We start from the raw sequence: 26,439 nt of genomic DNA, 5'->3' as shown, positions 1-26,439 counted from the left end.
TGCGCCCCCGTCAGGCGAACGGCTCGGACCCCGCCGGCACCAGGTCGACCTCGACGCGCGGGGTCGCACCGCCGCCCTCCGTGAAGATGACCCCGCGCAGCGGCGGCACGTCGTGGTAGTCCCGGCCCCAGCCGAGCACGACGTACCGGTCGTCGACGAGCTGGTCGTTGGTGGGGTCCGCCTCGAGCCACCCGTGCCCGGGCAGCCACACCGACACCCAGGCGTGCGACGCGTCGGCGCCGCGCAGCTTGGGGCGACCGGGGCGCGGCCGGGTCTCGATGTACCCCGACGCGTAGCGCGCGGGCACGCCGTGCACGCGCAGCGCCGCGATCATGAGGTGCGCGAAGTCCTGGCAGACGCCCGCGCCCTGCGCGAGCAGCTGCGCCTGCGTCGTGGACACCGTGGTGGACCCCGACCGGTACGTCAGCTCGGTGCGGATGCGGTGCAGCAGGTCGGTGACGACGTCGGCGAGCGGGCGCTCGTCGGCGAACGACGGCGCGGCCCAGTCGCGGACCTCGTCGACGAACGTGACGTGCGCGGAGGGCAGCACGGCCTCCCGCAGCGCGACGACACCGGCGGCGTCGGTGTGCAGGACCCCGAGGTCCGCCCCCGTGACGCCGCGCGCGACGGCCCGCCAGCCCGTGTCCGGCAGGTCCGCGCGCGCGGGGGCCGCACGGCTGACCTCGAGCGTCGAGCGCGCCGTCACGACGAGCCGCGTGTGCGGGCGCGTGACACCGAAGTACGTCGTCGTGTTGCCGAACCAGTCGACGTGCCGGCCCGTGTCGGCGGGCTCCGGGTCGATCGTCAGGGACGTCGCCAGCAGGCGCTGGTCGGGCAGGTCCCGCGGGGTCAGCGTCGTGCGGCCGTAGGAGTCGGTGACCGGCTGCGCGTACTCGTAGGTGGTGCGGTGCACCAGGTCGTAGGCCCGGCCGCTCACAGCGCGCCCCCCTCGCTCGGCTCGCCGTAGGTCGAGCCCCACAGGTCGTCCAGGGCCCGGCTCGGCGTGGGCCGCACGAAGTGCACGCGCTCGATCTCGTCCGACGCCTCACGCAGCCGCCACAGGATCGACTCGAGCGCGTCGGCGAGCCGCACGCGTCGCCCGTCGTCGGACACCTCGTTGCCGACGACGACCGTGTCGAGCTCGGCGACGAGCTCGGCGACGCCCTGCAGCAGGTGGTCGCGCTGCGCGGCGGACCGCGGCGCGGGCACCGACTCCAGGTCCGCGTGCAGGCGGTCCAGCGTGAACGCGAGCGAGCGCGGGTTGGTGCGGTCGTGCACCAGCAGGTCGAGCACGCGTGCGACGTCGGTGCGGGACTGGTGGCGACGGCGGTAGGTGATCGCCGACTCGCTGGCCAGCAGGACGGACTCCAGCAGCAGCTCCTCGACGTCGGCGGGCCGGTGCTCGACCAGCGCGGCCCGGAGCACGGCCACCAGGCGCTGCGCGCGCTCGAGCCGACGGCCCGCGTCGAGCAGGTGCCAGCCCACGTCACGCGTGAGGCCCTCGGCCGCGATGCCGGAGATCGCGAGCAGGCTCTCCAGCACGCGGTCCAGCGTGGGCCGCAGGCCCGCGGTCACCGAGCCCGGCGGCACGGGCCCGACGTCGAGCACGTCGCCGGCCTGCTGACGGACGCGGACCCGCGCGCGCTCGTCGCGCAGGGTCCGCTCGATGCGCGCGAGCGGGCCGAACGTGTCGGTCGAGAGCTGGTCCCGCACGGTCGCGGCCGCCGCGGCGAGCCGTCGCACGGCCCGGGCGACCGACCCCGGCGTGCGCTGGTCGAGCAGCAGGTCGCGCAGCGCGGGCACCCGCGGGCCGATGTGCTCGGTGTCCGGGTGGACCGAGACGGGCTCACCGCCGTCGGGCAGCGCCGCGGGGGTCAGCGCCTCGAGCAGCACCGCGAGCGCCTGCCCGCCCGCGCTGTCCGGCGTGCGGTGGTAGTCGTCCCAGCGGTCGGCGACGGCCCGCAGCACCCGGACCCCGTCCTCGGCGCGCTCGGCGTACCGGCCCATCCAGTAGAGGTTCTCGGCGGCGCGCGGCGAGATGCCGTAGGCGCCCGCGCGACCGACGCCCGCGTCGGCGTCCTCGCGCAGCGCACCCACGGGCGCGGTCGGCTGGGACGCGAGCACCCACACGTCCTTGGCGAGCGCGCCGACGGCCGACGACGACACGACGTGGTCGTCGGCGACGCGCGCCAGACCACCGGACATCACCGTGTACGAGCCGGCGTGCGCGACCGCGAACGCGCGCATGACGGCCGCGCGCGGTCCGGCGTCCGCGGGCTCGACGTCCGGGCCCACGAGCTCCTGCCCGACCCACCGCCACGGCTCGGCCGTGATCCGCGCCGCGAGCTGCTCGCGCTCGGCCGTCGTCAGCCGCCACCCGAGCACCGTGGTGGTGCTCGGCCCGTGCACGACCGGCTTGACCACGAGCCGGTCCAGCCGCGCCAGGACGTGCCGCAGCGCGCGCTCCTCGCCGCACCACCACGTGGGCGCCGACGGGAGGGTGAGGTCCTGGTCGAGGACCGCCCGCGCCAGGCGCGGCAGGTAGCCGAGCAGCGCCGGGTTCTCCAGCACGGACGTCCCCAGGGGGTTGACGACGCTCACGGTGCCCTGGCGGACGGCGTGCACGAGCCCGGGAACCCCGAGCCGCGAGCCGGCGCGCAGGTCGAGCGGGTCGCACCACTCGCCGTCGACGCGCCGCAGGACGACGTCGACGGGCTCGAGCCCGTCGATGCCCTGCAGGTACAGGCGCCCGGCGCGCACCACGAGGTCGCTGCCCTCGACCAGCGGCAGCCCCAGCATCGACGCGAGGTAGGCCTGGTCGAACGCGGTCTCGCTCGCCGGTCCCGGCGACAGCAGGACGGCGCGCGGTTCGTCGCCCGCGGTGGGCGGCGCGACCTCGCGCAGCGCCTTGCGCAGCGCGTGGAAGAACGGCCCGAGCCGCGCGATGGACGCCTGGCGGTACACCGGCGCCAGGACCTGCGCGGTCACGCGCCGGTCCTCCATCGCGTAGCCCGCACCGGACGGCGCCTGCGTACGGTCCGCGACGACGCACCAGCCGCCCGACGCGTCGCGGACCAGGTCCGTCGCGGTGAGGACGAGCTCGCGCCCTCCCGGGAGGCGCAGCCCGTCGACGGCCCGCAGGAACCCGGGGTGGGCGAGCACGGTCGACGGCGGCAGGATGCGGTCGTCGAGCAGGCGCCGCGGCCCGTACAGGTCGTGCAGGACCGCGTCGAGCAGCTCGGCGCGCTGCACGAGCGCGGCCTCGAGCCGCGCCCACTCGGGCTCGTCGACCACCACGGGCAGCGGGTCGAGACGCCAGTGCCGGTCGCCGTCGACCGCCTCGGCGCCGTACGTGACGCCGTGCCCGGCGAGCAGCTGCTCGGCCTGGCGCGCGGCGCGGGTCAGGTCCGCGTCGGTGGGGGCGGCGCCCGGCGGCAGCCAGGTCCAGTCCGGCCGGTGCGCGATCGTCCCGTCGCCCAGCGGGCGCGGTGACGAGAGCAGGTCGGTCATCCCGGCAGTCTGACGCACGGCGCGCAGGTGCGGCGCACGTGCCCGGGGTGTCGGGGGCCCGGCGAGCCCGACGCGCCCGGACGTCCGGGTGTGCAGCGCACGTCATCACCGCCAGGGACTTCAGTCCCCTGCCGGTGGGACCGACGTAGGGGCCGGGGGCAGTCCGTCGACCGCACCCCAGCACTGGAGCCCTCGTGCGCCCGTCTCCTCATCGCACCCGCCGGTCCGCCCCGGCAGCCTCGCCCGCCCCACGCCTCCTCGGCGTGCTGCTCGCGGCGGTCCTGCTGCTCGTGGGGCTGACGCCCGCGCATGCCGCCGCCGACGGCGACGGCAGCTCGTTCGACAGCCCTCTCGCGCTTCCCCTGACGTCGCTCGACGGCCAGTTCACGACCACCAACGTCGGCCGGCCCGAGTACGCGTCGTCCTCGGTGGCGCAGCTCTACGCGCGCGCCACCTGGTACGAGTTCACCGCGACGGCGGACGCGCAGATCTCGATCACCCTGAACGCGGCGTTCGACAACGCGCTCGAGATGTGGACGGCGGCCGGCGTCCGGATCGCGGCGGACGACGACGGCGCCGGCTACCCCAACGCCCGCGTCGTCGTGAACGTCGTGGCGGGCACGACGTACCGCTTCGCGTACGCGAGCCTCCACACCGGGGCGGGCCCGGGTCCCGGGACCGTCACGATCAGGCCGACGGCGCTCCCCGTGGCCCCGGGCAGCATCACGGTGACCCCGGGTGACCGGTCGGCGTCGGTGACCTGGTCGGCTCCCGCCTCGGTCGTCGTGTCCTACACGCTCACGTGCTCGAGCGGCGACGTCACCTGGACATGCGGCACGCCGTCGGGGTCGGCGACCTCCGCGACGCTCACCGGGCTCGTCAACGGCGAGCCGGTCACGGTCGAGCTCACGGCGCACAACTCGAACGGCACCAGCGCACCGGTCGAGGCGTCGCCCGTGACCCCGCGGGCCACGACCACGGTCATGGTCACGATCGTCCCCGCGGTCGTCGTCAGCGGGGCGCCGTACGCGGTCGTGGCGTCCGTGGAGCGGTCCGACAGCGCGCCCGCGACGGGCGACGTGACGTTCGACGTCGGCGGCGCCACCTCCTCGGTCGCGCTGGTGGACGGCGAGGCGACCCTCACGGACGTCGTCTCGCTCGCCGGGACGGTCCCTGTCACGGTGACGTACGCGGCCACGGCCGACCAGACCGGCGGGTCGGCCACGACGGAGGTCGCCGTCGGCAGGGCCACGCAGACGGTCACGCTCGACGCCGTCGGCCCCCTGACGTACGGCGACGCGCCCGTCACGCTCACCGCGACGGCCACCTCCGGCGGCCCGGTGACGTTCGACGCGACCGGTGCGTGCACCGTGGTGGGCGCGACGCTGCAGGTCGACGCCGCGGGCGACTGCGCGGTCACGGCCTCGCAGGCCGGGACGACCGAGCACCTGCCGGCCGTGGCCTCGACCACCGTCACGGTGGGGCAGCTCGGCCAGACGCTGACGCTCGCCGTCCCCGGCCTGGTCCACGGCCAGACGGCGGACGTCGTCGCGTCGTCCTCCGCGGGCCTGCCCGTGACCCTCACGGCCGCGGGCGCCTGCACCGTCACCGACGGCCAGGTCACGGCGACCGACGTCGGCACCTGCACCGTCACCGCGACGCAGGACGGCAACGCCGACGTCCAGCCCGCGCCGCCCGTGAGCGTCGAGGTCGACGTCGAGCGCCGCGCGCAGACCGTCACGATCGACCCGATCGGTGACCTGCTCTTCGCGGTCGAGCCGGTGCGGGTCGTCGCGTCGTCGTCGCTCGGCCTGCCCGTGACGCTCACGGCCACGGGTGCGTGCGTCGTCGTCGGCGACGAGCTGCGCACGGTCGCGTCGGGCGACTGCACGATCACCGCGACGCAGGCCGGTGACGCGCACACCCTGCCCGCCGACGCCACCACCACGATCCGCGTGGTGGGCACCGGCACCTCCGCCACCGTGCGGCTCGACGCCGAGCTCGGCGATCTCGCGGCCGGCGCACCGTTCACGGTGCGCGCGTCGGGCGTGCTGCCCGGCTCCGACGTGGTGGTGACGGTCCACTCGACGCCGCGCGAGCTCGCTCGCACGGCCGTCGGGGCCGACGGCACCGCCCTGGTCACCGGCGTCCTGCCGGCCGACCTGGACGCCGGTGAGCACCGCCTCGTGGTGGACGCCGTCGGTCTCGACGGCGTCGCCGTCGCGGCCGAGGTCCGCTTCACGATCGCCGCGGACGGCGTGCTCGTGCGGATCGGCGACAGCGTGCTCACGCGGGTGCCCGCCGCGGCTGCCGCACCGGCCGCCGCGCCCGCGGCCACGGCGCGCGCCGTGACGGGCGCGGACGGCCCCCTCGCCGTCGGTGCCCTGGCCGGGCTGTGGCTCCTGCTCGGCGCCGCGCTCGTCGTGTGGCGTCGCCGCGCGACGGCCTGAGCGTCGAAGAGACGGCGGGAGCCGGGCCCGGGGCCCGGCACCCGCCGGCGCGCGTCCGCCCAGCACCACCCTGGCGCCGTAGCCGTACAGCGCGGGGGTGACCTCGAGCACCAGGTCGCCCGGGTCGGCCACGGCGAACGCGAGGTAGAACGTGAACGTCGAGCCCGACGGGATGCTGACGTCGGGTCCCGTCAGCGCGATGCCCTGGTCGGGGTCCCACACGGCCACGCCCGGCTGGCCGGCCGAGGTCGCCCGGATCTGGAGCGTGTTGGGCCGGAACGGCTGGTCCGTGCGGTTCGTCACGACGACCTGCATCTTGACGGCGATCCCCTCGTCCACGCCCGTCGCGTTGGCGCTGGGCTCGTAGCGCTGCGGGGGGTTCACGGCGACCTCGAGCCCGTCGCCGTAGGTGTGCGGGTTGCCGAACCCGACGATGCTGCCCGGCTGCTCGCGGGTGCCCTCGCTCGACCGGGTCGAGGTCTGCGCACCGGCCTCGGCGGAGGGGACGGTCGGGACCATGATGCGGAAGGCGACGACCGCCGCGACGACGGCGACGACGGCGAGCAGCGCGCCGGCGAGCGTCACGGCACGGCTGCGCCGCTCGGGCTCGACGACGGGCGTGTCGTCGACCAGCTCGCGTGACGAGATCCCCGAGACGCCGAAGCCGGCCGTCGGGACGCCGGACCGTGGGGTGGGCACGGAGCGCAGGGCGGGTGAGGTCCCTCGTCGGGCATCGGGGCGTTCGGTGGTCACGCGTGGTCTCCCTGGGATCGGCGGCCGGCACGCACCGGTCCCCCGGCGCCCGCCATGACGGACCCCTGCCGGGGTGGGCGCGGGCATGGCTGCGCGATCACCGGACGGAGGGGGCCGGGACGCTTCCGCGTGCGTCGTCGGCGGACCGAAAGTAGCGTCCGTTTTGTCCGATACCTTGCGCTTAAACGGTTCGTTCGGGCGGATTCACATCAGGCTCTCACCGTGTGACGCGCGACCGTGACAAGCGTTCGCCACCGCCGCAAGGACGGCTTGCGCGGCGTGGCGCAGGCCCCGGTCCGTCGGCCCGTCGGTCAAGGTAGGGCGGTGCTGGACACGACTGCGACCGACGGCGAGGGACCTGCGCACGCGCACACCCACGCGCACACCGACCTCCCGCCGTCGTCCGCACGGCGCGCCCGCGCCCTCCTCGCGGCCGTGCTCGTACCGACCGCCCTCCTCACCGCCCTGGGCGCGTGGTGGCTGTGGCCGGACGACGCCGCGCGCCCACCGCAGTTCGCGACCGACGGCCCCGGGGTGTCCTACGTCCGGGCCGAGGTCGTCGACGTCCACCCCGGCCCGACCGACGCGGACCAGGCCACCGTCCGGCTGGCGGGCGGCGAGGAGGTCGGGCTGCAGGTGCCGGGTGAGTACGTGCCCGAGCTGGCCCCGGGCGTCACCGTGCGCGCCGCCCGCATGGAGGTCGCCGCGATCGCGTTCGACCCGACCGCCGACCCCGACCTCATGACGACCCAGCACGTCTTCGTCGACTTCGTCCGCGGACCGCCGCTCGCGCTGCTCGGGGCGTCGTTCGTCCTGCTCGTGGTCCTCGTCGCACGGTGGCGGGGGCTGGCCGCGCTCGTCGGCATGGCCGTCGGCCTCGGGGTCGTCGCGGTGTTCACGCTGCCCGCGCTGCTGCAGGGCCGGCCCGCGGTGCCGGTCGCCCTCGTCACGGCCGTGGCCGTCATGTTCGCCGTCCTGTACCTCGCGCACGGGGTGTCCGTGCGCACGTCGACGGCGCTCGCCGGCACGCTCGTCGGGCTCGTCGCGACCGCGGGGATCGCCGCCTGGGCGGGCGGCGCCGCGCACCTGACGGGCCTGTCGGGCGAGTACGCGCTGGACCTCATGTCGGTGGCCCCCGACGTGCGGCTGCGGTCCGTGCTGGTGTGCGGCATGGTGCTGGCCGGCCTCGGCGTGCTCAACGACGTGACGATCACGCAGGCGTCCGCCGTGTGGGAGCTGCACGCCGCCCGCCCGGGCCGGTCCTGGCGCTCGCTGTACTCCCAGGGCATGCGGATCGGCCGCGACCACATCGCCTCCACCGTCTACACGATCGTCTTCGCGTACGTCGGGGCGGCCCTGCCCCTCGTGCTGCTCGTGAGCCTCTCCGACCGGGACCTGCTGGGCCTGCTGACCAGCGGCGAGATCGCGGAGGAGGTCGCGCGCACGCTCGTCGGGTCGATCGGCCTGGTGCTCGCGATCCCGGTGACGACCGCGCTGGCCGCGACGTTCGTGCGGCTCAGCGCCGTGGTCCCGGCGGCCGGCGGCCGGGAACCGGTGCCCGCAGCCGACGGCTATAGTCGTCGGGACAACTGAAGACGCCACCGATCTGCGGCGGGAGAGCCCGCCGGAGCGGGCGCCGAAGGAGCAACCTCCCCGGGAATCTCTCAGGCATCCGAACCGCCGCAGCGAGGCAACTCTGGAAAGCGGCCCCCGACGGGGTCCACCGACGGTGCAAGCGGGCGCGTCCCGCGAAAGCTCTCAGGTCCCATGACAGAGCGGGGAACACCGCCCGCTCGCGCGACCCTTCGCGCTGTCCTCCAGGAGCCTGCCCGTGGCCGTCGTCACCGCCTCACGCCCGCCCGCGCCCGTCGTGCGCGACGTCCCCTTGCCGGCCGTCCCGGAGCCGCGCGCCACGCCGGCCCGGCCGCGCCGCCGCCTCGGCCTGGTCGCGATCGTCGTGTCCGCGGCCGCGATGGGCACCGCCGGCCTCTTCGGCCGCATGGCGGCACCCGCCGGCGCGGTCGTCGGTGAGGCGCTGACGCTGGGCCGCATGCTCGTCGGCGCGCTCGGGATGCTCGTCGTGCTGGCCGCCACCCGGCACCTGGGGCGGCTGCGCCGCACGCGCATCACGCCGTCGGTCGTGCTCGGCGGCGTCCTGCTGGGCCTGTCCCTGGCGACCTACCTGTCGTCGACCGTGCTCATCGACCTCACGCTCGCCGTCGTGCTGCACTACCTCGGGCCCGTGGTCGCGACGGTCCTCGCGGCGGCCGTGCTCAAGGAGCGGGTCGGTGCCACCGACGTCGTGTCGCTCGTCGCGGCGTTCGCCGGCATGCTGCTCGCCGCGGGCCTGGTCGGCGGTCCGTCGCGGCCGGTGTCCGACGGGCACGCGCTGGGCGTCGGGCTGGGCATCGCGTCGGGCGTCCTCTACGGCGGCGCGCTGCTGTGCTACCGCTACCGCACGGACATGCCGTCGGACGTGCGCAGCTTCTGGAACTTCGTGTTCGGGGCCGTCGGCACGGGCGCCATGGTCGCCGTCACCCGCCCCGACGTGTCCGGCATGACCGCGACGCACTGGGCGTGGGCCGCGGCGTTCTTCGTCGTGTGCGGCGTGCTCGCGCTCAGTCTGCTGGTGGTCGCGGGCAAGCACCTGCGCGCCGTCGAGCTCTCGTCGCTGTCGTACCTCGAGGTCGTCGTCGCGGTCCTCGTGGGCGCCGCCGTCTTCGGCGAGACGGTCTCGGCACCCGCCGCGGCCGGCGTCCTGCTCGTCGTCGCGGCCGCGGTCCTCCCCCTGCTGCCGCGCCCGCTGCCCCGCCCGAGAGTCGGGCGGGAACGGCGGGCGCAGCGGGCGCGGGCGGCCGTCGCGGCCGGCGGGGCCACGCGCGTCGCGGTGCCTCAGGCGGTCGTGAACACCAGCGGGTCGTAGCCGACCAGCGACGGCGTGAGCGTCAGCGTGACGTCCTGCGGGTCCAGCACGACGAACGCGAGGTCGAAGGCCACGACGCCCGAGCGGTCCAGCGGCTGAGCGGGACCGGTGAGGTCGACGCCCGTCCCGGGGTCGAGGATCTGCATGGCCTCCTCACCGCCGGACACGACGCTCACGCCGACGGTGTCGGGGACGAACTCGCCGCTCGTCCCGTTGATGATGTTGACGCGCACCCGCACGGGCTCGCCCTCGCCCTCGACGCCATCGGCGTACGCCGACGGTGCGAACACCGCCGGCTTCTTGACCTCGACGACCAGGCCGTTGGCGTACGTGAAGGACTGGCCGAACGCGGTCTGCGTGCCCGCGTAGGTCGCGATCTCGGCGGGCGTCGCGGAGCCTCCCGCGCTGGCGGTGGACGTGCAGCCCGCGGCGACGAGCAGGGCGGCGGCGGCCGCGGACACGACGATCGTGCGGCGGCGGGTGGCGGTCGAGCGGGTCACGGGTGCTCCTCGGGTCGGCGCACCGGACGCAGCCGGCACCGACACGCGAACCCGCGCACGGACGCCACGCGATGCGTGACGCGACCACGACCCGGCGCGGCGGTGCGGGGGGCACGACACGAACTCACGTCGTTCTCCCCCTGGGCCGCGGCCAACGTAGCATCGGCGCCGCGTGCGCCGTGGGCCCTTCGGCTCACCGCCAGCACGCCCCTGACCTGCGTCGACACGTATGCACCACCCCCAGGAACCCTCGTCGGTGGGCCGCGCGGGTGACGGCCGGTGTGGTCGTCGTCACAGGATGTTCTCGCGATCTTCCGCATGGTGGGACGACTGGCCGGCCCCCGTCCAGGGCGGCGGCCCCCCACCTGCGGCCGCGAGCAGGTCCGTCCGCATGGGGTACGCCCAGCGCAGGTAGCCCACGGGCAGCCCTGTGCGCCCTGACACGCGCTCGTGGGTGACGTGGACGCCGGTCACCAACAGCTCCCCGACCGTCGCGCTGACCGCGAGCGCACGACGCCGCCGACGCTCCTCGACCCGCTCCTGCGCCGACCGGGTCGCCGGCCTGCCACCGGTGCGCCGCTGTCTCCAGTGCACGGGTCGCTCAGCCCGCCTGCCGCGCGCGATCCGCGGCGTGCTCACGGACGCCATGGACGTCGAGGTGCAGCTGCTCCTGCAGCGCCTCCGACGTGGGGAACCGCCGCTGCAGGCGCAGGAGGTGCAGGAGGCGTACCTCGATCACCTCTCCGTACAGGTCCCCGGAGAAGTCGAGCAGGTGCGCCTCCAGGAGGCGCACGCCGTGCCGGCCGTAGTACGTCGGGCGGCGCCCGATCGAGACGGCGGCCACATACCGGCCGCTCACCCCCTCGCGGACGACCCGCACCGTCCCCGACCACACGCTGTCGGGGACGTCCAGGCCGGGGACGGCAAGGTTCGCCGTGGGGAAACCCAGCAGACGGCCGCGCTGGTCCCCCCGCGCGACGACGCCTCGCACCACCGGCGGGGACGGCCACGCCGCCGGGGCGACACCGCGCGGCACGCGCACGGTCGTCGCGCTCATGCGACGTGCCGCTGCAGCGCGCGGAAGGTGCTCGCGTGGTAGACCAGCGGCTCGACGTCGGGCGAGACGGTGCTGTGCCGCACGTCGAGCAGGACGATGCCGTGGTCACCTGCCGGCACCACCTCGCGCAGCGAGCAGTCGAACCAGGCCGAGGCCTCGTGGACGAACAGGGCGCCGTCCGGCGTCGTGGTCGTCTCCAGCCCCGCGAAGCGGTCGCGGGACCTCGACGCGAGCTGGCGGGCCGCACCGTTGTGCCCGGCGCCCAGCACGGAGATGCCCAGCCGCGCCGCCCCCTGGAGGCGGGGCCACGTGGTCGACGTCCACTGCACGCAGAACGCGACGAGGGGCGGGTCGAGCGAGACGGTGACGAAGCTGCTCGCGGCCATCCCGACGGGCGCACCGTCGATCGTGGCGCACACCGCCACGACGCCGCTGGGGAAGCTGCCGAACGTCCTGCGCAGCACCGCCGGATCGACGGGTTCGCCGGGCTGCGCCGGCGGCGGCACCGAGACGTCGGCTGTGGTCGTGGGCACGGTCATGACGGCTCCTTGCGAAGGTGTGCGGTGGTGAGCAGGACGTGACCCCAGACCTGCACCCAGGCCTCAGCCTCGGGCAGCTCGGCGGCGGTCGCGTCGCGGGCGTACAGACCGGGCGCCGGGCAGGTGGCACCGAGTTCGACGAGAACCGGCTTGAGCAGCAGGTCGGGGGCCATCGCGTGGGCCGGTCCGGCGCCCAGCATGAGCGGCACGGCGGTGACGCCGCGCAGGCCGTCCCCTGTGGCGAACTGGTCGAGGAAGCACTTGAGCAGACCGGTGTAGCTGGCCTTGTACGTGGGGCTGGCGACCACCACGAGGTCGGCACCGGCGACCGCCTTGACGGCGGCCTCGACGCCCGCGTCGCCCCAGCCGAGGACCCCCGGCCCCAGGTCGACGACGTCGACGACGACGTCCGACGGGGAGCCGGTCAGCCGCCGCACGAGGGCGTGGGCGGCGCCGGCGGTCCGGGAGGCCGGCTTCGGGTTGCCGACGACGATCGCGACGGTCACGGGTCCTCCTGAGCGGGCGTCGGACGGGCTGACGTCGTCCATCGTGGGCGCAGCCTGTTTCCGCCGCGGCCTGCCGCTGTTACCCGACCATTGCGCCGATGCGTCAGGACGACGACAGCGCCGTGAGGCTCCCGCGTGCGGTGGTCGCCATGACCACGTCGGACCGGTAGTGCACCCAGCTCAGCGACCACGGCACCCCGTCGACGTCGCACAGCAGCTGCTCGCGGAGCAGCACCGGGTCCCCTGGCTCCAGTCCCAGCACACGCGCCGTCGCGACGTCCGCCGCGGCGGCCTCGAGCACGGTGTCGCTGGAGCCGAGCTCACGCCCGAACAGGAGGCGGAACGCGGCCCGGGCGTCGGGGATCGAGGCACGGGTGTCGACGTCCCGGACCGCCGCGCTCAGGCGCTCCAGCCCGAGCTCCACCGGGTGGTAGCCGACGCGCACGTACAGCGGCCTCCCGGCGGCTCGCACCTCCTGCTCGATGAGGATCACGGTCTCGTCGTCGCGTCGCAGCCGCTCTCGGACGTACGCCGTGGACGCGACCACCCGGTGCTCCAGCTCGTGGATCGTCACGGCGCCGGAGGGGGCACCCCGCAGCTCACTGGGCAGGCACTGGATGAGCTCGACACCGGTGGGGCGGTGGTCGTGCCGGCGGGGGATCACGTGTCGGCTCCGGTGGTGGGTCGGGGCAAGGGGCGCATCGGTCCTCCGAGGTAGGAACGGGTGGCCGGCACACGGCTGCCGCCCTGCTCGTGAGCGGGGCGGCAGCCGGGTGCCGTGGGGGCGCAGGACGTCAGGAGCCCGGCTCGACGATGCTGAAGTCGATGACGTTGTCGGTGCGGTGGGCGAACCCCTTCAGTCCCTCACGGAAGACCATGAGCGGCTGCACCTTCGCCATCTGGATCTGCGCGCGACCCTCCTGCCACACCAGCTCCGCCCGGTTCCAGTGCACCGCCGCTTCGGGCGACAGCGCGTCCCCGGCGGCGACACCGGCCGCGACGGCCTCGTAGAACCGCGGGTCCTCCCAGCTGGTGGAGTTGCGCTCCTCGTTGTCCTCGGGGAAGGCGAGCAGCAAGCTGTAGGGCGGGGACTCGTAGGACACCGACATGTCGCGGTAGAGCCGCATCTGGAATGTCTTGGTGAGGGCCTGCTCCTGGAACGCGGCCGGCGGCAGCACCTCGATGTCGACGTCGAACCCCGCGTCGCCCGCGAACGACTGGATCTGCACCGCGATGGCCTCCATGTCGGGGACGGCGTTGCTGACGGTGATCGTGTACGGCACCGGGGTCGGGACCCCGGCCTGCTCGAGCAACCCGAGCGAGCGCTGCGGGTCGTACTCCTGCTCGAGCAGACCGTCCGCCACGTGGTGGGGCGCCTCGGGGTTCAGCAGGCCCACCACCGGGTTCGCCCGGCCCCCGTAGACCTGCTCGATGATCTGCTCGTACGGGATGGCGTAGAAGACGGCCTGGCGCACCAGCGGGTCGTCGAAGGGCGGCGTCCGGGTCTGCATGAAGGCCCAGGCGAAGTTGTTCGTGTCGACCGAGAACGTCTGCAGGCCCTCGGTCCCGGTCATCGCGGCCACGTCCGCGGCGCGCAGCTGGACCGCCACGTCGACGTCCCCGGCCCGCAGCAGCTGCGCACGGTTCGCCGCGTCGGGCACCACACGCTGGATGATGCGCTTGATGGCCGGCTCCCCCAGCGGGTACTCCGGGTTCGCCTCGAACGAGATCTGCTGACCGTCCTGGTAGTCGGTCATGACGTAGGGCCCGAAGCCGAAGTTGCCGTTCGTGTTCGACCACTCGACCGCGTACGGGTCCGCCGCCGTGGCGTGCTCCTCGAGCAGCTCCTTGTCGTATATCTCACCGGAGATCTTCGAGATGACCGCCAGCAGGGGGAAGCCGTGACCGGCCTCCGCCACCGTCCACGACACCGTGTGGTCGTCGATCTTGCGCAGCTGGGTCGCCGGGTCGGTGATCGCCGGCAGCGAGATCGCCGGCGCGATGCTCGTCGAGTTCCACTTGCGCTCATAGCTGTACAGGACGTCGTCGGCGTCGAACGGGTTGCCGGCCTGGCTCAGGACACCCTCCCGCAGGTGGAAGGTGTAGGTCAGCCCGTCCTCGCTGACGTCGTAGGACTCCGCGAGCACGCCCTCGAAGTCGTACAGGTCCTGGGTCAGGGCGTTCGGGTCGTCCTCCGCCTGGACATAGGGGTTGCGGATCAGCGTCGCCCCCGTGAGCAGCGTGTACTCGAACGCCTCGTACCCGCCGGGCTTGCTGTCGAACGCGAGGCCGCCGGGCACGGCCGCGACGGCCTCGACCAGGACGTCCCCGGTGGACGACGGGCTGCCGGCGCTGCCGCCGGACCCGTCGGAGCCGGCGCACGCGACCAGGAGCAGGGGCAGGACGCCCAGCAGGACGACCGTCCCGCTGCGGTACGCGGCCGGTCCGGAGGGTGGTCTGCGATCAGGTCGGGAGGGCAGGGGCATGGGGGACTCCTCGGGGTCGGAGCGGGTATCGGCCACCGCGGGAGGCGGGGGCGTCGGGGTGGCCGAGCACGAGGCGTCGGCCGGGGGAGGGTCAGCGGCGCCTGCGGCGCAGGACCTCGCTCGCGGCCAGGGCGAACGCGCCGACCGCGAGGGCCAGGGCTGCGGCCGGGAAGGTCGCGGACCACCACCGGCCGGCGACGGCGTCGGGCGCGCCGCGGCTCAGCATCGCTCCCCACTCCGGCGTCGGTGGCGGCATCCCCACGCCGACGAAGCCGAGGGCAGCCGTGACGATGATGGAGACCGCGAACACGACGGACGTGTTCTCCCACGCGGCGCTCACCGAGTTCGGCATGACGTGCCGGAACGTCAGCCGCGCCTCACCGACGCCCGCGATCCGGGCGGCGTCGAGGTACGCCTCGGCTCGCACGCGCAGCACCTCGGTGCGGATCAGGCGAATCTGGATCGGCGAGAGGATCACCGCCAGGCAGACCACGATGGTGGGTGCGGTGGCCCCGAAGAAGCTGATGACCACGAGGCCCAGGACGATGGCCGGGACGGCGTCGGCCAGGTCGACGAGGCGGCTCAGACCACGCGCCGCCAGCCCGAGTGGCCCCCGACGGGACTCGTTCATGCCGATCAGGATGCCGACCAGCGCCCCGATCAACGTGGCGAGCACGGTGACGAGTCCCGCGATCAGGAGGTTCAGGCGCGTGGCGGCCACGACGCGGGAGAACACGTCCAGGCCGGCGGAGTCCGTGCCGAACCAGTGGTCGCCACCCGGGGGGACCGATGCCGACGCGACCACACGCGTCGGGTCGTAGGGCAGCAGGAACGGCCCGACGACCGCGACCAGCGCGATCACGACGAACGGCACGACCTTCCACCAGCCCGTCCGGTCGGTGCGGTCGCGCGCGGGGGCCCCGACGGCGGGAACGGTGACGGTCGACGCGCTCATGACTCCTCCACCCGGACTCCGGGACGCCGCCGGGGGTCCACCAGCATGTTGACGATGTCGACGACGAGGAAGACGACCAGGGACATCGCGGCGACGACCAGCAGGAACCCCTGCAAGGCGATGAAGTCGCCCGAGTTCACGGCGTCCACCGCGTACTGGCCCATGCCGTTGAACCCGAAGAGGCCCTCCATCACCACGGCGCCGCCAACCAGGTAGCCGAACAGCGTGCCGGTCATCGTGATCACCGGCGGTGCCGCACGGCGGTACACGCTGAGCACCACCGCGGCGCGGGACGCCCCGGAGGCGACTCGGAACCGGGTCACGGGGTCGTCGATCGCGTCCTCGAGCCCGGCCACCCACAGCTTGATGAGCAGCGCTGACTGCGCGAGGACCATCACGCCGACGGGGAGCACGAGGTGGGACACGATCGACCCTGCCGCCTCGACGTTGCCGGCCAGCACGGCGTCCAGCAGCGGGAACCCGGTCACGCGCGGCGGCGGCAGGATCTGGATGTCGAGGCGTCCGACGGGCGCCGGAGCCCACCCGAGGGCCGCGTAGAAGACGATCAGCCCGGCGACCGCCAGGACGTACTCCGGGATCGCCCCGGCGGCCCGGGCGTAGGCACGGACCGTCGCGGACACCGGGTTGCGCGGGTGGAGCACCACGACGTAGGCGACGAGGCAGCTGACGAGCGCCGAGATCGCCAGGGCGCACATCGCCAGCTCGAGGGTGCCGGGCAGGCGCTGCGCGAACTCCGCGACCACCTCACGTCCCGTCATGAGCGACTGCCCCAGGTCCAGCTGCACGAGGTTCACCACGTAGCCCACCAGCTGCTCCGGCAGGCTCCCGGCCAGACCGAGGTCCGCCTGCAGGGCCGCGTACGCCTGGGGCGTGTAGTTCTGACCCAGCAGCACCAGCACCGGGTCCCCCGGCATGGCACGCACCAGGATGAACGTGAGGACCACGAAGACCAGCAGGTGCGCGGGCAGCATCGCCACGCGCGTGGCCCACCAGCGCTGACGGACCACCCAGGCCCTCACGGCAGCACCGCGGTGCCGGCCCCGACGGGGCGGCGGGTCTCGTGGGCCCGGACCAGGCCCCGCGTGTACTCGTGCCGGGGGTCCGTCAGCACGTCCGCGGAGCCGCCCCGCTCGACGATCTGCCCGCGGTGCATCACCGCGAGCTCGTCGCAGACGAACCCCGTCGCCGGCAGGCCGTGCGACACGAACACGAGCCCTGCCCCGCGCTCGAGGCACGCCCGCTTGAGCAGGTTGAGGATCGCGCCCTGGACGGAGACGTCGAGCGCGGAGACGACCTCGTCGCAGACGAGGATCTTCGGCTCGACGACCAGGGCACGGGCGATCGCGAACCGCTGGCGCTGACCTCCGGAGACGTACCGGGGGTAGCGCTCGGCCATCGCCGGCGGCAGGCCGAGCGACTCGATCGTCTCGAGGGCCCGTGCGCGCGCGGTGGTCCGCGGCAGTCCGAACAGGTGCAGCAAGGGCTGCATCACCGAGTCCAGCAGGGTGCGCCGCGGGTCGAAGGACGACGTGGTGTCCTGCGCGATGTACTGGACGGTTCGGCGGACCTCGGCGCGCTGCCCGCGGAACCGCAGGAGGACGTCGAGGCGCTGACCGTCGAGGTACACCGCCCCCTCGCTCGGCACTTCCAGCCCGACGAGCATCCTGCCCAGCGTGGACTTGCCGGACCCGGACTCACCGACCAGACCGATCCGGCTGACGTCGGTCACGGTCAGGTCGACCTCGCTGACGGCCGCGTGCCGGTGGGCGCGGGAGCCGAAGAACTTGGTGACCTTGTCGGCCGTCAGGGTCACGGACGCTCTCATGCCGCACCCCGAGCGAGCTCCGCGCCGTCGTCGAGCTCGCCCCCCGCGGCCACGGCGAGCCGGCTCTCGGCCATCACCGCGTCCAGGGTCGGGAGGTAGTCGCGTCCCACGTCGGCGAGCGTCGGGATGCACCGCAGCAGGCCCCGCGTGTAGGGGTGGCGTGCCCGTGATGCGAGGTCCGCCGACGCCGCCTGCTCCACCAGGTCTCCCTGGTACATGACGAAGGTCCGGTCGGAGTAGTCCAGGCAGAGGTGGATGTCGTGGCTGACGATGAGCAGCGACGTCTGGGTGGTGCTGGTGAGCTCCAGCAGCAGGTCCATGGTGGCGCGCGCCAACGACGCGTCCAGCGCGCTCGTCGGCTCGTCGGCGATCAGCAGCCGGGGCTGCCCGCACAGCGCGAGCGCCATCATGACGCGCTGGCGCATGCCCCCGGACAGCTCGTACGGCCGGGCCCGCATCACGCGATCCGTGTCCGTCAGACCCACACGTCGCAGCCAGCCACGAGCGCGCGCGTCGTCGTCCGAGCGGGACGTCCGCCCGTCCGCCCGCAGGACGGCGAGCAGCTGGCTGCCCACCGACCACACCGGGTCGAGCGACGTCATCGCGTCCTGGAAGACCATCGCCATGCCGGGCGTGCGCCGCGGGAGGCGGCCCGGTCGACGGTCGGAGATGGAGCGGCCGGCGAACTCCATGGCGGTCGTGGTGACGTGCGCCTCGGGGGGCAGGAAGCCGGCGACGGCCATCGCCAGGGTCGTCTTGCCGGACCCGGACTCGCCGACCAGGGCGATGCGCTCGCCCCGCCCGATGTCGAAGGAGACGTCGCGCACCGCGGTCGCACCGCTGGGTCCGCCGTACCGCACGGTCAGGTCCTGCACCCGCAGGAGGTCCGCGCCCGGTGCGGGCTCCTCCGCACGCAGCCGGGGTCGTTGCGCCGGGGAGCCGGCCGGGCTTCGATCGCGAAGCGTCGTGCTGAACATGGCACCACCTCATGGATGTCGCGGACGAGATCGGGTCTGGAACGGGGGCGGCGCGCGCGACTCCGGAGCGGAGCCCACGGCGTCGTGACGGTGGAGGCGATCCCGGTGTCGGCCGGCGATCCTCGTGCTGATCAGGGCCTGCACCAGGGGTGCGGGGCTTCGTCCTGTCGTGGCGCAACACTGCGCGAACCGTGTTACGAACCGGTGGCTCTGCTTGTGACGTCCAGATTGCGCCGACGGGCCACCGGGCGGGCGTGCGAGGTCGAGCCGATCGCGACCATGTCGCCCCGGAAGTGGGTGAAGCTCAGGTCGCGCACCCGTCCCGCGGAGTCGTGCAGCACCAGCTCCCGGAGCAGCACCGGTGAGCGCTCCGGCACCGTGAGGTGCGCCGCCAGGACGGCGTCGGCCGCGACAGCCTCGACCGACGCCTTCCACTCCCCCGCGGGGCAGCCGAAGATGCTCCGGAACGACGCGGCGAAGCACAACAGCTGCTCGTGCAGCGCGGCCACGCGCGCGAGCACCACCTCGGGCGGGTCGTGCAGCGGCAGGTAGGCGATGCGGTGGTACGCGGGCGTGCCCCCGAACAGCCCGACGTGCTCCATGACGAGGACGTCGCGCCCCGTCTCCAGCTCGGTCTCCACCTCGGGGTCCGGGGTGGAGACGCGGCTGCCGAGGTCGTGCACCACGACCTGCGGGTAACGGCCCGGCACGGTGACGTCGCTCGGCAGCAGCTCACCGATCGGGATCCGCATGAACGGGTGGCGGACCTGCGTCCCCGTCTTGGTGCGCCGCTCCAGCAGACCCTCACGGGTCAGGTGCTGCAGCGCCGAGCGGACCGAGTTGCGGCTCGCGCCCAGCTCGTCCACCAGCCGCTGCTCGTCGAACGCCCGCCCGTCGATCAGCCGCCCCGACCTGATGGCGGACCGGAGCTGCTCGTAGGCGCGGCGCGGCGACGTGTGCCGGTCGGCGACCGTCCGTCGTCGTGCGCGGCTGTGGACGAGACGTTCGCGCTCGAGCTCTTCGAAGCTGCGTGGTGGCACGGCGACCTCCCAGGATGCGTCGGTGCAGGTTCGCCCGGTCCCCGAGCGAGGTGCATCCCCATCGACGCGACGGTCCCGGAGCGGGTCCCACCCGCTCCCGCACACCCGGCCTCAGAAGGCCAGGAGGTTGTCCCGGAAGTGCGCGTAGTCGTACCCCGAGCGGATCAGGCCCTTGCGCCGCAGGACCGGCGCGAGGCCGTCCGCGATCTCGGCCACGTTCTTCCTGGTGACGGGGGACGCGATGAGGAAGCCGTCACCACCGGCGTGCTCCATCGCCTCGGCCATCTGGCCGGCCACCGTCTCAGTGGTGCCGCACAGCTCGATCGACTCGATGGTCCGGTGGTTGGCCGCGATCTCCCGCAGTGTCTTCCCGGACCTCGCGAAGTCCGCCATCGTGGACTGGTGGCCGTTGTTCTCGCTCAGGTCCGGCAGGGGTGCGTCAAGGTCGAACTTCGAGAAGTCCATGCTGGTGAAGTACGACATCGCGGCAAGGTTGCCCTCGATGTTCGCCGCCTGCGCCGCGCGCATCCGGTCGCGCTTCTCCTGCGCCTCCGCGTCGGTGTCGGCCAGGATGGGCGCGACGAGGAACAGCACCTTGACGTCCGACGGCTTGCGACCCACGGCCAGCAGGCGCTCGCTGATGTCGTCCCGGTAGGCCTTCATCGCGTCCACCCCGACCACGGCCGAGATGATGGTGTCGGCGTGCGTGGCCCCGAGGTTGCGGCCCGCGGGTGACCCGCCTGCCTGGCAGATCACGGGACGCCCCTGGGGGCCGGGCGGAGTGTTGAGGGGGCCGCGCGTCCGGTAGAAGCGCCCCTCGAAGTCGACGTGGTGGATCTTCGTGTGATCGGCGAACACGCCGGTCGACTCGTCCATCTGCAGCGCACCGGTCTCCCAGCTGCCCCACAGCGCGTCGACCGCCTGCATCCACTCGTCGGCCATCTCGTACCGCAGGTCGTGCTCCACGTGCTTCTCGAGGCCGTAGTTCTGCGCGGCGGCGTGCGGGCTGGCCGTGACCAGGTTGATGCCGATGCGCCCGTCCGTCAGGTGGTCGAGGGTCTGGTAGAGCCGCGCCGCGAGGAACGGCGGGTAGAAGGTGGTCGCGGCCGTGGCGACGATGCCGATACGTGACGTGGCCTGCGCGACCAGGGGCATCAGCGGCATGGGGTCGAACCGCACGGCCTGCCCGCCCCGCACCGAGCTCTCGAACGAGCCCCGGAAGACGTCGGGCAGCACCGAGGAGTCCTCGAACATCAGGTAGTCGAATCCGGCCCGCTCGAGCGAGGTCGCGGTGTCGACGAACAGGTCGGGTCGACCGACGTCCGACCGGACGTTGCCCGACCACGGCTGGTTCCAGCCGTACACGCCGAAACCGGTGGTGAGAAACCAACCCATGTGGAACATGTCTGCGATCTCCTTGGAGGTGGGGGCGGGGCGTCACGGGGGCGCCACCAGGGCGTCAGAAGGCGAGGAGGTTCTCGCGGAACGTGGCGTGCTCGTAGCCGTCACGGATCAGCCCGCGCCGGCGCAGGACGGGCGCGAGTCCGTCCGCGACCTCGGAGATGCCGCGCCGCGTCACGGGTGAGGCGATCAAGAAGCCGTCCCCGCCGGCGTGGTCCATGGCCTCGGCCATCTGGTCGGCGACGGTGTCCGGGCTGCCCACCAGCGGGATCGACTCGGCCACCCGCCGCGTCAGGGCCACCTCGCGCAACGTCTTGCCGGCGCCGGCCTTCTGGTAGTCGGCCACGGTGCTCTGATGGCCGTTGGTCCTCGACGCGACGTCGGGGAACGGCTCGTCCGGGTCGAAGCGGGAGAAGTCGATGCCACTGACGTACGACAGGCCGGCCAGGGCGTTCTCCAGGCTCGCGGCCATGGCCGCGGTCTTGCGCTCCGCGCGGTCCTGCGCCGCCCGGTCGGTGTCGCCGAGCACCGGGTCCACCAGGAACAGCACCTTGGCGTCCTCCGGCCGGCGGCCGTGCGCGACGAGACGGCGGGAGATGTCCTCCCGAAACTCCCTCATCGCCTCCACCCCGACGACGGCCGAGACGATGGTGTCGGCGTGCGCGGCCGCAAGGTCCCGCCCCGCCGGGGACCCGCCGGCCTGGCACAGGACCGGGCGCCGCTGCGGCCCCGGGATCGTGTTGAGCGGCCCCCGGGAGGAGTGCCAGCGTCCCTGCTGGTGGACCGCGTGCACCTTCGTGTGGTCGGCGAAGACGCCCGTGCTCTCGTCGAGCACGACGGCGTCGGGCTCCCACGACTCCCACAGCGCCGTGACCGTGCGCGTCCACTCGTCCGCCATCTCGTACCGCAGGTCGTGCTCGACGTGCTGCTCGAGGCCGTAGTTCTGCGCGGCCGCGTGAGGACTGGCGGTGACGAGGTTCAGCCCGACCCGACCACCGGTCAGGTGGTCGAGCGACTGGTAGAGCCGCGCAGCCAGGAAGGGTGGGTAGAACGTCGTCGCGGCCGTGGCGATGATGCCGATGTGCCGCGTCCGGCGGGTCAGGTGCGGCACCAGCGGCAGCGGGTCGAACCGTACGGTGGCGACCTTCAGCGAGTGCCGGAAGCTGCCCTCGTAGATGTCGGGGAGCACCGAGGAGTCCTCGAGCATCATGTAGTCGAAGCCCGCTCGCTCGAGCGCGGCGGCCATGTCCGCGAAGAGCCCCGGGTTGCCGACGTCCTGGGCGACGTTCCCCGCCCACGGGGTGTTCCAGCCGTACACACCGAAGCCGGTGCCGAGGAACCAACCGAGGTGGAACATCAGTGCCTCCTGTCGTGGGGTCGTGGCCAAGTGCACCCTGCGGACGTGACATCGCCGCGACGGCGACGTTCCACCGGTATTGCGCGGGTGCGGCGGGGGGCCTGTCGCGCGCTCACCCGGCGAGCAGGTTCTCGCGCAGCGTCGGGTAGTCGTACCCGTCGCGGATCAGGCCGCGACGGCGCAGCTCAGGGGCCAGGCCGTCGGCGATCATCGTGACGTTGCGACGCGTGATGGGCGCCTGCACCATGAACCCGTCTGCGCCGGACGCCGCCGCCGCCTCGGCCATGGCGTCGGCGATGCTCGCGGGAGTCCCGGTGAACTCGACGGCACCGGTGCTGCGACGTGCGGCGATCTCGCGGAGCGTCATCCCCTCGGTGTCCCTGAGGTGCAGCCCGACGACGCTCTGCGCGGCGTTCGTCTCGACGGGCGGCAGCGGCGCGTCCAGGTCGAACCGCGCGAAGTCGATCCCGCTCGCGAAGGACAACGACGCCAGCGCGACCTCCGGGTGGGCGGCGGCGTACGCCTGCTTGCGCCGCAGTGCGGTGCGCGCCTCGTCGTCGGTGTCCCCGAACGTGAAACCGGCCAGGAACAGGACCTTGACGTCGTCCGGGTCGCGCCCGGCTGCCGCCGCACGTGCCGCGAGGTCGGCCTTGTACTCGGTCATCTCCGCGACGTCCCGTGCCTGCGCGACCACCGTGTCGGCGTACCGCGCAGCCAGGTCGCGCCCGGCCGGGGAGCCGCCGGCCTGGCAGACCACCGGGTGGTGCTGGGGCCCGGGTGGCGTGTTGAGCGGTCCGCGGGTGCGGTGGTGGGTGCCGACGTAGTCCGCGTAGTGCACCTTCTGCGGGTCCGCGAACGTGCCGGTCGTCTCGTCGAGCGTCAGCGCGCCCGGCTCCCAGGTGTCCCACAGCGCCCGGACCGCCTCCAGCCAGTCGGCGGCGATCTCGTAGCGCAGGTCGTGGTCGAGCTGCGCGGGCTGCCCATAGTTCTGGGCCGTGCGGTCGTTGTGCGAGGTCACGACGTTCAGGCCGATCCGTCCTCTGCTCAGGTGGTCCAGCGTGGCCAGCAGCCGCGCCGCGAGGTACGGCGGGTAGAACGACGTGGTGATCGTGGCGATCAGGCCGATGCGCTCGGTCTCCTGCGCAATCAACGAGACCAGCGGCAGCGGGTCGTGCTTCGGGGCCGCGGCGGCGTGGGCGAGCGACCACTCCATGCTGGAGCCGTAGGCGTCCGGGACGAACGAGCCGTCCTCGAACATCAGGTAGTCGAACCCGGCGCGCTCCAGGGACCGCGCGGCGTCGACGTACAGGTCGGGTGTCACCCATTCGGTGCCGGGGCGGCCGGCCCAGGGCTGACCCCACGCCTGGACGGCATAGCTGAGGAACCAGGCCATGTGCATGTGGTGCTCCTTCTCTGGGTGACGACGAGGGGCGGACGAGGAGGGCAGGGGGGGCGGGGGTTCCGCGGAACGGCCATCGCGACGGCCAGGCACCCGACCATCGCGACGACCATGACGGCGAAGACCGCGGTGAACCCGATCTCGTCGGGGCGGCTCGCCCCGACGGGCGTCGCGGTCGCGAGCACGACCGCCGCGACCTGGGTCCCCAGCGCGCCGCCCGCCGTGCGCGCGACCGTGGTGATCGCGGTGGCGACCCCGGTGCGGTCCACGGGTGCCGCCCGCACGGTGAGGTTGGGCAGCGCGGAGAAGGCCAGGGCGGCGCCGATCCCGTTGAGAGCGTTCGCGCCGACCACGGCCCAGATCTCACGGTGGCCGAAGGCGAGGGCCGCGTAAGCGGTCGCGCACAGCAGGGCCCCCACGATGAGCGGGGCGCGGGCGCCGGCGCGTCCGCCGAGCCAGCCCGAGACGGGGCTGAACGCCAGCATGGCCAGGCTGGACGGCAGCACGTAGAGGCCGACGTGCATGACGTCGACGCCGAAGCCGAAGCCGCTGTCGGCGGGCAGCAGCAGCAGCTGCGGGACGACCAGGAAGCTCTGGATCAGCGCGAACCCGACCAACATCGAGCAGAGGTTCGTCGTCCACATGCCGCGCGCCCGGAGCAGCCGGACGTCGACCAGGGGCCACGTCGCACGGGCCTCGACCCTCGCCCACGCCAGCATCGTCACCACCCCGAGGACGGCGATCGTCCCGACCACCGCGACCGGCCAGACCCCGAGGGTGCTGAGCACGAGCATCGACGCCAGCAGGCCCGCGCCCAGGAGGACCGCGGAGGGCCACGACAGACCCCCGACGCCGCGCTGCGGGCTCTCGGGGACGAGGCCGACGATGAGCAGCAGGGAACCCGCCATCAGCACACCGGGCAGCCCGAACACCCACGCCGGTCCCAGCAGGCGCTCGACCGGCCCGGCCGTGACCACGCCGATGGAGCCGCCGGCACCCAGCACCGAGCTCAGCACGCCGATGCCCAGCGCCACCCGGGACGGTGGGAGGTGGTCGCGGAGCAGTCCGTAGGCGAGCGGGAAGAGGGCGCCACCGGTGCCCTGCAGCGCACGTCCCAGGAGCATCGTGGCGAGGTCGCCCGCCACGGCGCACGCCACCGTGCCGACGACCTGGACGACGACGACGATCAGCATCCACCGCCGCTTGCCGTGCAGGTCACCGAGCCGTCCGAGGACGGGGGTCGTCACCGTGGCGCTGAGCAGGAACGCGGTGAAGATCCACATCGTGCCCGCCTGGTCGACGCCCAGGCGCTCGCCGAAGGTGCCGAGCAGCGGTGACACCGCCGACTGCATGATCGAGAACGGCAGCACGCAGACCGCAAGCGCCGGCAGCAGCGCCCTCGTGGTCACCTCACCCGGCCGGGGCCTCACAGCGCCCCCCGTGCGCGACGCCGGCGCTCCCCGCCCAGGTGCACGACCAGGGCCGCCGTCGCGAGCGCCACCATGGTGGCGCCCAGCGCTGCCGGCCGTGCCCCGAGCAGCCCGACCACCGGCGCCGCGAGCCCGCCGACGAGGAACTGCCCGGCTCCGATGAGCGCCGCTGCCGTGCCCGCGCGCTGCTGCGGCACCCCGTGCATGCCGATCGCCACGAGGTTGGGCATGAGGAAGCCGTGGAAGAACACGATCACGACCAGACCGACCAGGATCGGCCCGACCGGCACCGACGTGGACAGGGCCACCGTGAGCGCACCGGCGACGGCGAGCTGGCACGTCAGGCTGAGCGCCACGACCCGCCCGGGCCGCAGCCGCCGCAGCAGGCGCGCGTTCAGCTGGGCCGCACCGACCAGCACGACCGCGTTCGCCACGAACAGCAGGCTGTAGGCCTGCGGACTCAGGCCGTAGCCCTCCTGCAGCACGAACGGGGCACCGGCGACGAGGACCAGGCCGACCGCGCTGCCCAGCGCGAACGTGATGACGCACGTCAGGAAGCCGCGGTCCCTCAGCAGCTCCACGACGACCTGCCGACCGGGTGGCCCGAGCGTGCGTCCTCCTGCCGGCGCTGCCCGGACGTGCGCGGGCGAGGTCTCCGGCCAGCTGCGGTGCACCACGACGAGCGCGGCCGCGCCCACGGCGGCCACCAGCACAAAGATGGCCCGCCACGAGAACGCCTCGAGCAGCACGGCCGCCAGGAGGGGCCCGAGCGCGGGGGCGACCGGCATGATCGCCGCGAGGTGCGACAGGAACCTCGCGAGCGTGACGCCGTCGTACAGGTCCCGCGCCGCGGCCTTGGTGATGACGAGCGCCGTGGCGGCGGCCAGCCCTTGCAGCAGACGCGCCACCACCAGCGTCCCGATGCCGGGTGCCAGCGCACACATCGTCGTGGTGACGACGAAGGCCGCCAGCCCCGTCAGCAGGACCGGCCGGCGGCCGAACCGGTCGCTCAGCGACCCCGCGAACAGGTGCCCGACGGCGAGCCCCACGACCAGCGCGGACAGCGTCAGCTGGACCGCCGTAGGCCCCGCGTCGAGGTCGACGGCGATGGCCGGCAGCGCGGGTCCGTAGGCGTCGAGGGACAGCGGCCCGAGCCATGTCACCAGGCCCAGCACGAGCAGCGCTCTCACGGGACCGACGCCTCCTGGCGGTCCGGCGGCGCGGACGCGCGGGCGCCGGTCGCGTGCTGCGGCAGTGACGGTCTCGACCACGACACCCCATCGGCGAGGGCGCGGCTCCGGGACGTCCGC

22 protein-coding genes and 1 riboswitch are annotated in these 26,439 nt (G+C 73.9%); of the genes, 3 read left to right on the top strand and 19 right to left on the bottom strand.

Annotation, left to right across the window (positions count from 1 at the left end):
- Window positions 1-10: 10 nt before the first annotated feature.
- Both H9657_RS11865 and H9657_RS11860 read right to left on the bottom strand, forming a co-directional pair.
- Window positions 11-937 carry a transglutaminase family protein gene (locus H9657_RS11865; protein ID WP_191783618.1) on the bottom strand — a complete coding sequence of 309 codons (927 nt, stop codon included), beginning with the start codon at window positions 935-937 and terminating at the stop codon, window positions 11-13.
- A complete protein-coding gene (locus H9657_RS11860) occupies window positions 934-3,510 on the bottom strand; it encodes a circularly permuted type 2 ATP-grasp protein (protein ID WP_191783617.1) in 2,577 nt (858 codons plus the stop codon). Before H9657_RS11860 ends, H9657_RS11865 begins: the two co-directional genes overlap by 4 nt.
- A gap of 263 nt (window positions 3,511-3,773) precedes the next feature.
- Here H9657_RS11860 and H9657_RS11855 point away from each other — a divergent pair, with 263 nt between their 5' ends.
- The 3 genes from H9657_RS11855 (at window position 3,774) to H9657_RS11845 (ending at window position 9,636) form a co-directional block, all read left to right on the top strand.
- A complete protein-coding gene (locus H9657_RS11855; protein ID WP_191783616.1) occupies window positions 3,774-5,960 on the top strand; it encodes a fibronectin type III domain-containing protein in 2,187 nt (728 codons plus the stop codon).
- Window positions 5,961-7,037: 1,077 nt separating this feature from the next.
- A complete protein-coding gene (locus tag H9657_RS11850) occupies window positions 7,038-8,306 on the top strand; it encodes a YibE/F family protein (RefSeq protein WP_318241459.1) in 1,269 nt (422 codons plus the stop codon).
- Window positions 8,307-8,315: 9 nt separating this feature from the next.
- Window positions 8,316-8,403: riboswitch (glycine riboswitch) on the top strand.
- A gap of 141 nt (window positions 8,404-8,544) precedes the next feature.
- Complete coding sequence (locus H9657_RS11845; protein ID WP_318241458.1) at window positions 8,545-9,636, top strand: EamA family transporter; 1,092 nt, start codon at window positions 8,545-8,547, stop codon at window positions 9,634-9,636.
- Here the strand turns inward: H9657_RS11845 and H9657_RS11840 are convergent.
- The 17 genes from H9657_RS11840 to H9657_RS11760 form a co-directional block, all read right to left on the bottom strand.
- Entirely contained in the window at window positions 9,606-10,136 is a 531-nt protein-coding gene (locus tag H9657_RS11840; RefSeq protein WP_191783615.1) for a hypothetical protein, read from the bottom strand. The two genes, H9657_RS11845 and H9657_RS11840, sit on opposite strands and share 31 nt — an antisense overlap.
- A gap of 291 nt (window positions 10,137-10,427) precedes the next feature.
- Complete coding sequence (locus tag H9657_RS19165; RefSeq protein WP_225215171.1) at window positions 10,428-10,610, bottom strand: hypothetical protein; 183 nt, start codon at window positions 10,608-10,610, stop codon at window positions 10,428-10,430.
- 127 nt (window positions 10,611-10,737) lie between these two features.
- Window positions 10,738-11,193, bottom strand: a complete 456-nt coding sequence (locus H9657_RS11830) for a riboflavin kinase (protein ID WP_191783613.1) — start codon at window positions 11,191-11,193, stop codon at window positions 10,738-10,740.
- Entirely contained in the window at window positions 11,190-11,732 is a 543-nt protein-coding gene (locus tag H9657_RS11825) for a flavin reductase family protein (RefSeq protein ID WP_191783612.1), read from the bottom strand. The genes H9657_RS11830 and H9657_RS11825 overlap by 4 nt, the downstream gene beginning before the upstream one ends.
- Window positions 11,729-12,238 (bottom strand): NADPH-dependent FMN reductase, encoded by a 510-nt coding sequence (locus H9657_RS11820; protein ID WP_191783611.1) that lies wholly within the window; start codon window positions 12,236-12,238, stop codon window positions 11,729-11,731. The genes H9657_RS11825 and H9657_RS11820 overlap by 4 nt, the downstream gene beginning before the upstream one ends.
- A 103-nt stretch (window positions 12,239-12,341) precedes the next feature.
- Window positions 12,342-12,902 carry a UTRA domain-containing protein gene (locus tag H9657_RS11815; RefSeq protein WP_191783610.1) on the bottom strand — a complete coding sequence of 187 codons (561 nt, stop codon included), beginning with the start codon at window positions 12,900-12,902 and terminating at the stop codon, window positions 12,342-12,344.
- A 130-nt stretch (window positions 12,903-13,032) separates the two neighbouring features.
- Complete coding sequence (locus tag H9657_RS11810; RefSeq protein ID WP_191783609.1) at window positions 13,033-14,724, bottom strand: ABC transporter substrate-binding protein; 1,692 nt, start codon at window positions 14,722-14,724, stop codon at window positions 13,033-13,035.
- Window positions 14,725-14,815: 91 nt separating this feature from the next.
- Window positions 14,816-15,679, bottom strand: coding sequence for an ABC transporter permease (locus H9657_RS11805; RefSeq protein WP_191783608.1), 864 nt, complete (start codon window positions 15,677-15,679; stop codon window positions 14,816-14,818).
- The gene (locus tag H9657_RS11800; protein WP_318241457.1) at window positions 15,676-16,719 is read right to left on the bottom strand and encodes an ABC transporter permease; all 1,044 of its coding nucleotides are present in this window, start codon (window positions 16,717-16,719) and stop codon (window positions 15,676-15,678) included. Before H9657_RS11800 ends, H9657_RS11805 begins: the two co-directional genes overlap by 4 nt.
- Complete coding sequence (locus H9657_RS11795; RefSeq protein WP_191783607.1) at window positions 16,716-17,525, bottom strand: ABC transporter ATP-binding protein; 810 nt, start codon at window positions 17,523-17,525, stop codon at window positions 16,716-16,718. Before H9657_RS11795 ends, H9657_RS11800 begins: the two co-directional genes overlap by 4 nt.
- Window positions 17,522-18,502: an ABC transporter ATP-binding protein gene (locus H9657_RS11790; RefSeq protein ID WP_191783606.1), complete on the bottom strand. Its 981-nt coding sequence runs from the start codon at window positions 18,500-18,502 to the stop codon at window positions 17,522-17,524. Before H9657_RS11790 ends, H9657_RS11795 begins: the two co-directional genes overlap by 4 nt.
- Window positions 18,503-18,696: 194 nt before the next feature.
- Window positions 18,697-19,542: a GntR family transcriptional regulator gene (locus H9657_RS11785; RefSeq protein WP_191783605.1), complete on the bottom strand. Its 846-nt coding sequence runs from the start codon at window positions 19,540-19,542 to the stop codon at window positions 18,697-18,699.
- Window positions 19,543-19,653: 111 nt separating this feature from the next.
- The gene (locus H9657_RS11780) at window positions 19,654-20,937 is read right to left on the bottom strand and encodes an NtaA/DmoA family FMN-dependent monooxygenase (RefSeq protein WP_225215169.1); all 1,284 of its coding nucleotides are present in this window, start codon (window positions 20,935-20,937) and stop codon (window positions 19,654-19,656) included.
- Between the two features lie 64 nt (window positions 20,938-21,001).
- A complete protein-coding gene (locus H9657_RS11775) occupies window positions 21,002-22,300 on the bottom strand; it encodes an NtaA/DmoA family FMN-dependent monooxygenase (RefSeq protein ID WP_191783603.1) in 1,299 nt (432 codons plus the stop codon).
- Window positions 22,301-22,412: 112 nt separating this feature from the next.
- Complete coding sequence (locus H9657_RS11770; protein WP_191783602.1) at window positions 22,413-23,699, bottom strand: NtaA/DmoA family FMN-dependent monooxygenase; 1,287 nt, start codon at window positions 23,697-23,699, stop codon at window positions 22,413-22,415.
- Complete coding sequence (locus tag H9657_RS11765) at window positions 23,618-25,108, bottom strand: MFS transporter (RefSeq protein WP_191783601.1); 1,491 nt, start codon at window positions 25,106-25,108, stop codon at window positions 23,618-23,620. The genes H9657_RS11770 and H9657_RS11765 overlap by 82 nt, the downstream gene beginning before the upstream one ends.
- Window positions 25,109-25,125: 17 nt before the next feature.
- Window positions 25,126-26,319, bottom strand: coding sequence for a multidrug effflux MFS transporter (locus H9657_RS11760; RefSeq protein WP_191783600.1), 1,194 nt, complete (start codon window positions 26,317-26,319; stop codon window positions 25,126-25,128).
- Between the last annotated feature and the right edge of the window lie 120 nt (window positions 26,320-26,439).

The organism is Cellulomonas avistercoris (assembly GCF_014836445.1).
In the GTDB taxonomy this organism is placed as follows: domain Bacteria; phylum Actinomycetota; class Actinomycetes; order Actinomycetales; family Cellulomonadaceae; genus Cellulomonas; species Cellulomonas avistercoris.
The sequence above is the reverse complement of the archived record's forward strand: the minus strand, read 5'-3'. Positions and strand labels throughout refer to the sequence as shown.

What these genes read in the sequence shown, in the direction of transcription:
- H9657_RS11860 (WP_191783617.1), bottom strand. Translation starts at nt 3,510, where the DNA reads ATGACCGACCTGCTCTCGTCACCGCGCCCGCTGGGCGACGGGACGATC.
- H9657_RS11830 (WP_191783613.1), bottom strand. Translation starts at nt 11,193, where the DNA reads ATGAGCGCGACGACCGTGCGCGTGCCGCGCGGTGTCGCCCCGGCGGCG.
- H9657_RS11825 (WP_191783612.1), bottom strand. Translation starts at nt 11,732, where the DNA reads ATGACCGTGCCCACGACCACAGCCGACGTCTCGGTGCCGCCGCCGGCG.
- H9657_RS11810 (WP_191783609.1), bottom strand. Translation starts at nt 14,724, where the DNA reads ATGCCCCTGCCCTCCCGACCTGATCGCAGACCACCCTCCGGACCGGCC.
- H9657_RS11805 (WP_191783608.1), bottom strand. Translation starts at nt 15,679, where the DNA reads ATGAGCGCGTCGACCGTCACCGTTCCCGCCGTCGGGGCCCCCGCGCGC.
- H9657_RS11795 (WP_191783607.1), bottom strand. Translation starts at nt 17,525, where the DNA reads ATGAGAGCGTCCGTGACCCTGACGGCCGACAAGGTCACCAAGTTCTTC.
- H9657_RS11790 (WP_191783606.1), bottom strand. Translation starts at nt 18,502, where the DNA reads ATGTTCAGCACGACGCTTCGCGATCGAAGCCCGGCCGGCTCCCCGGCG.
- H9657_RS11780 (WP_225215169.1), bottom strand. Translation starts at nt 20,937, where the DNA reads ATGGGTTGGTTTCTCACCACCGGTTTCGGCGTGTACGGCTGGAACCAG.
- H9657_RS11775 (WP_191783603.1), bottom strand. Translation starts at nt 22,300, where the DNA reads ATGTTCCACCTCGGTTGGTTCCTCGGCACCGGCTTCGGTGTGTACGGC.
- H9657_RS11770 (WP_191783602.1), bottom strand. Translation starts at nt 23,699, where the DNA reads ATGCACATGGCCTGGTTCCTCAGCTATGCCGTCCAGGCGTGGGGTCAG.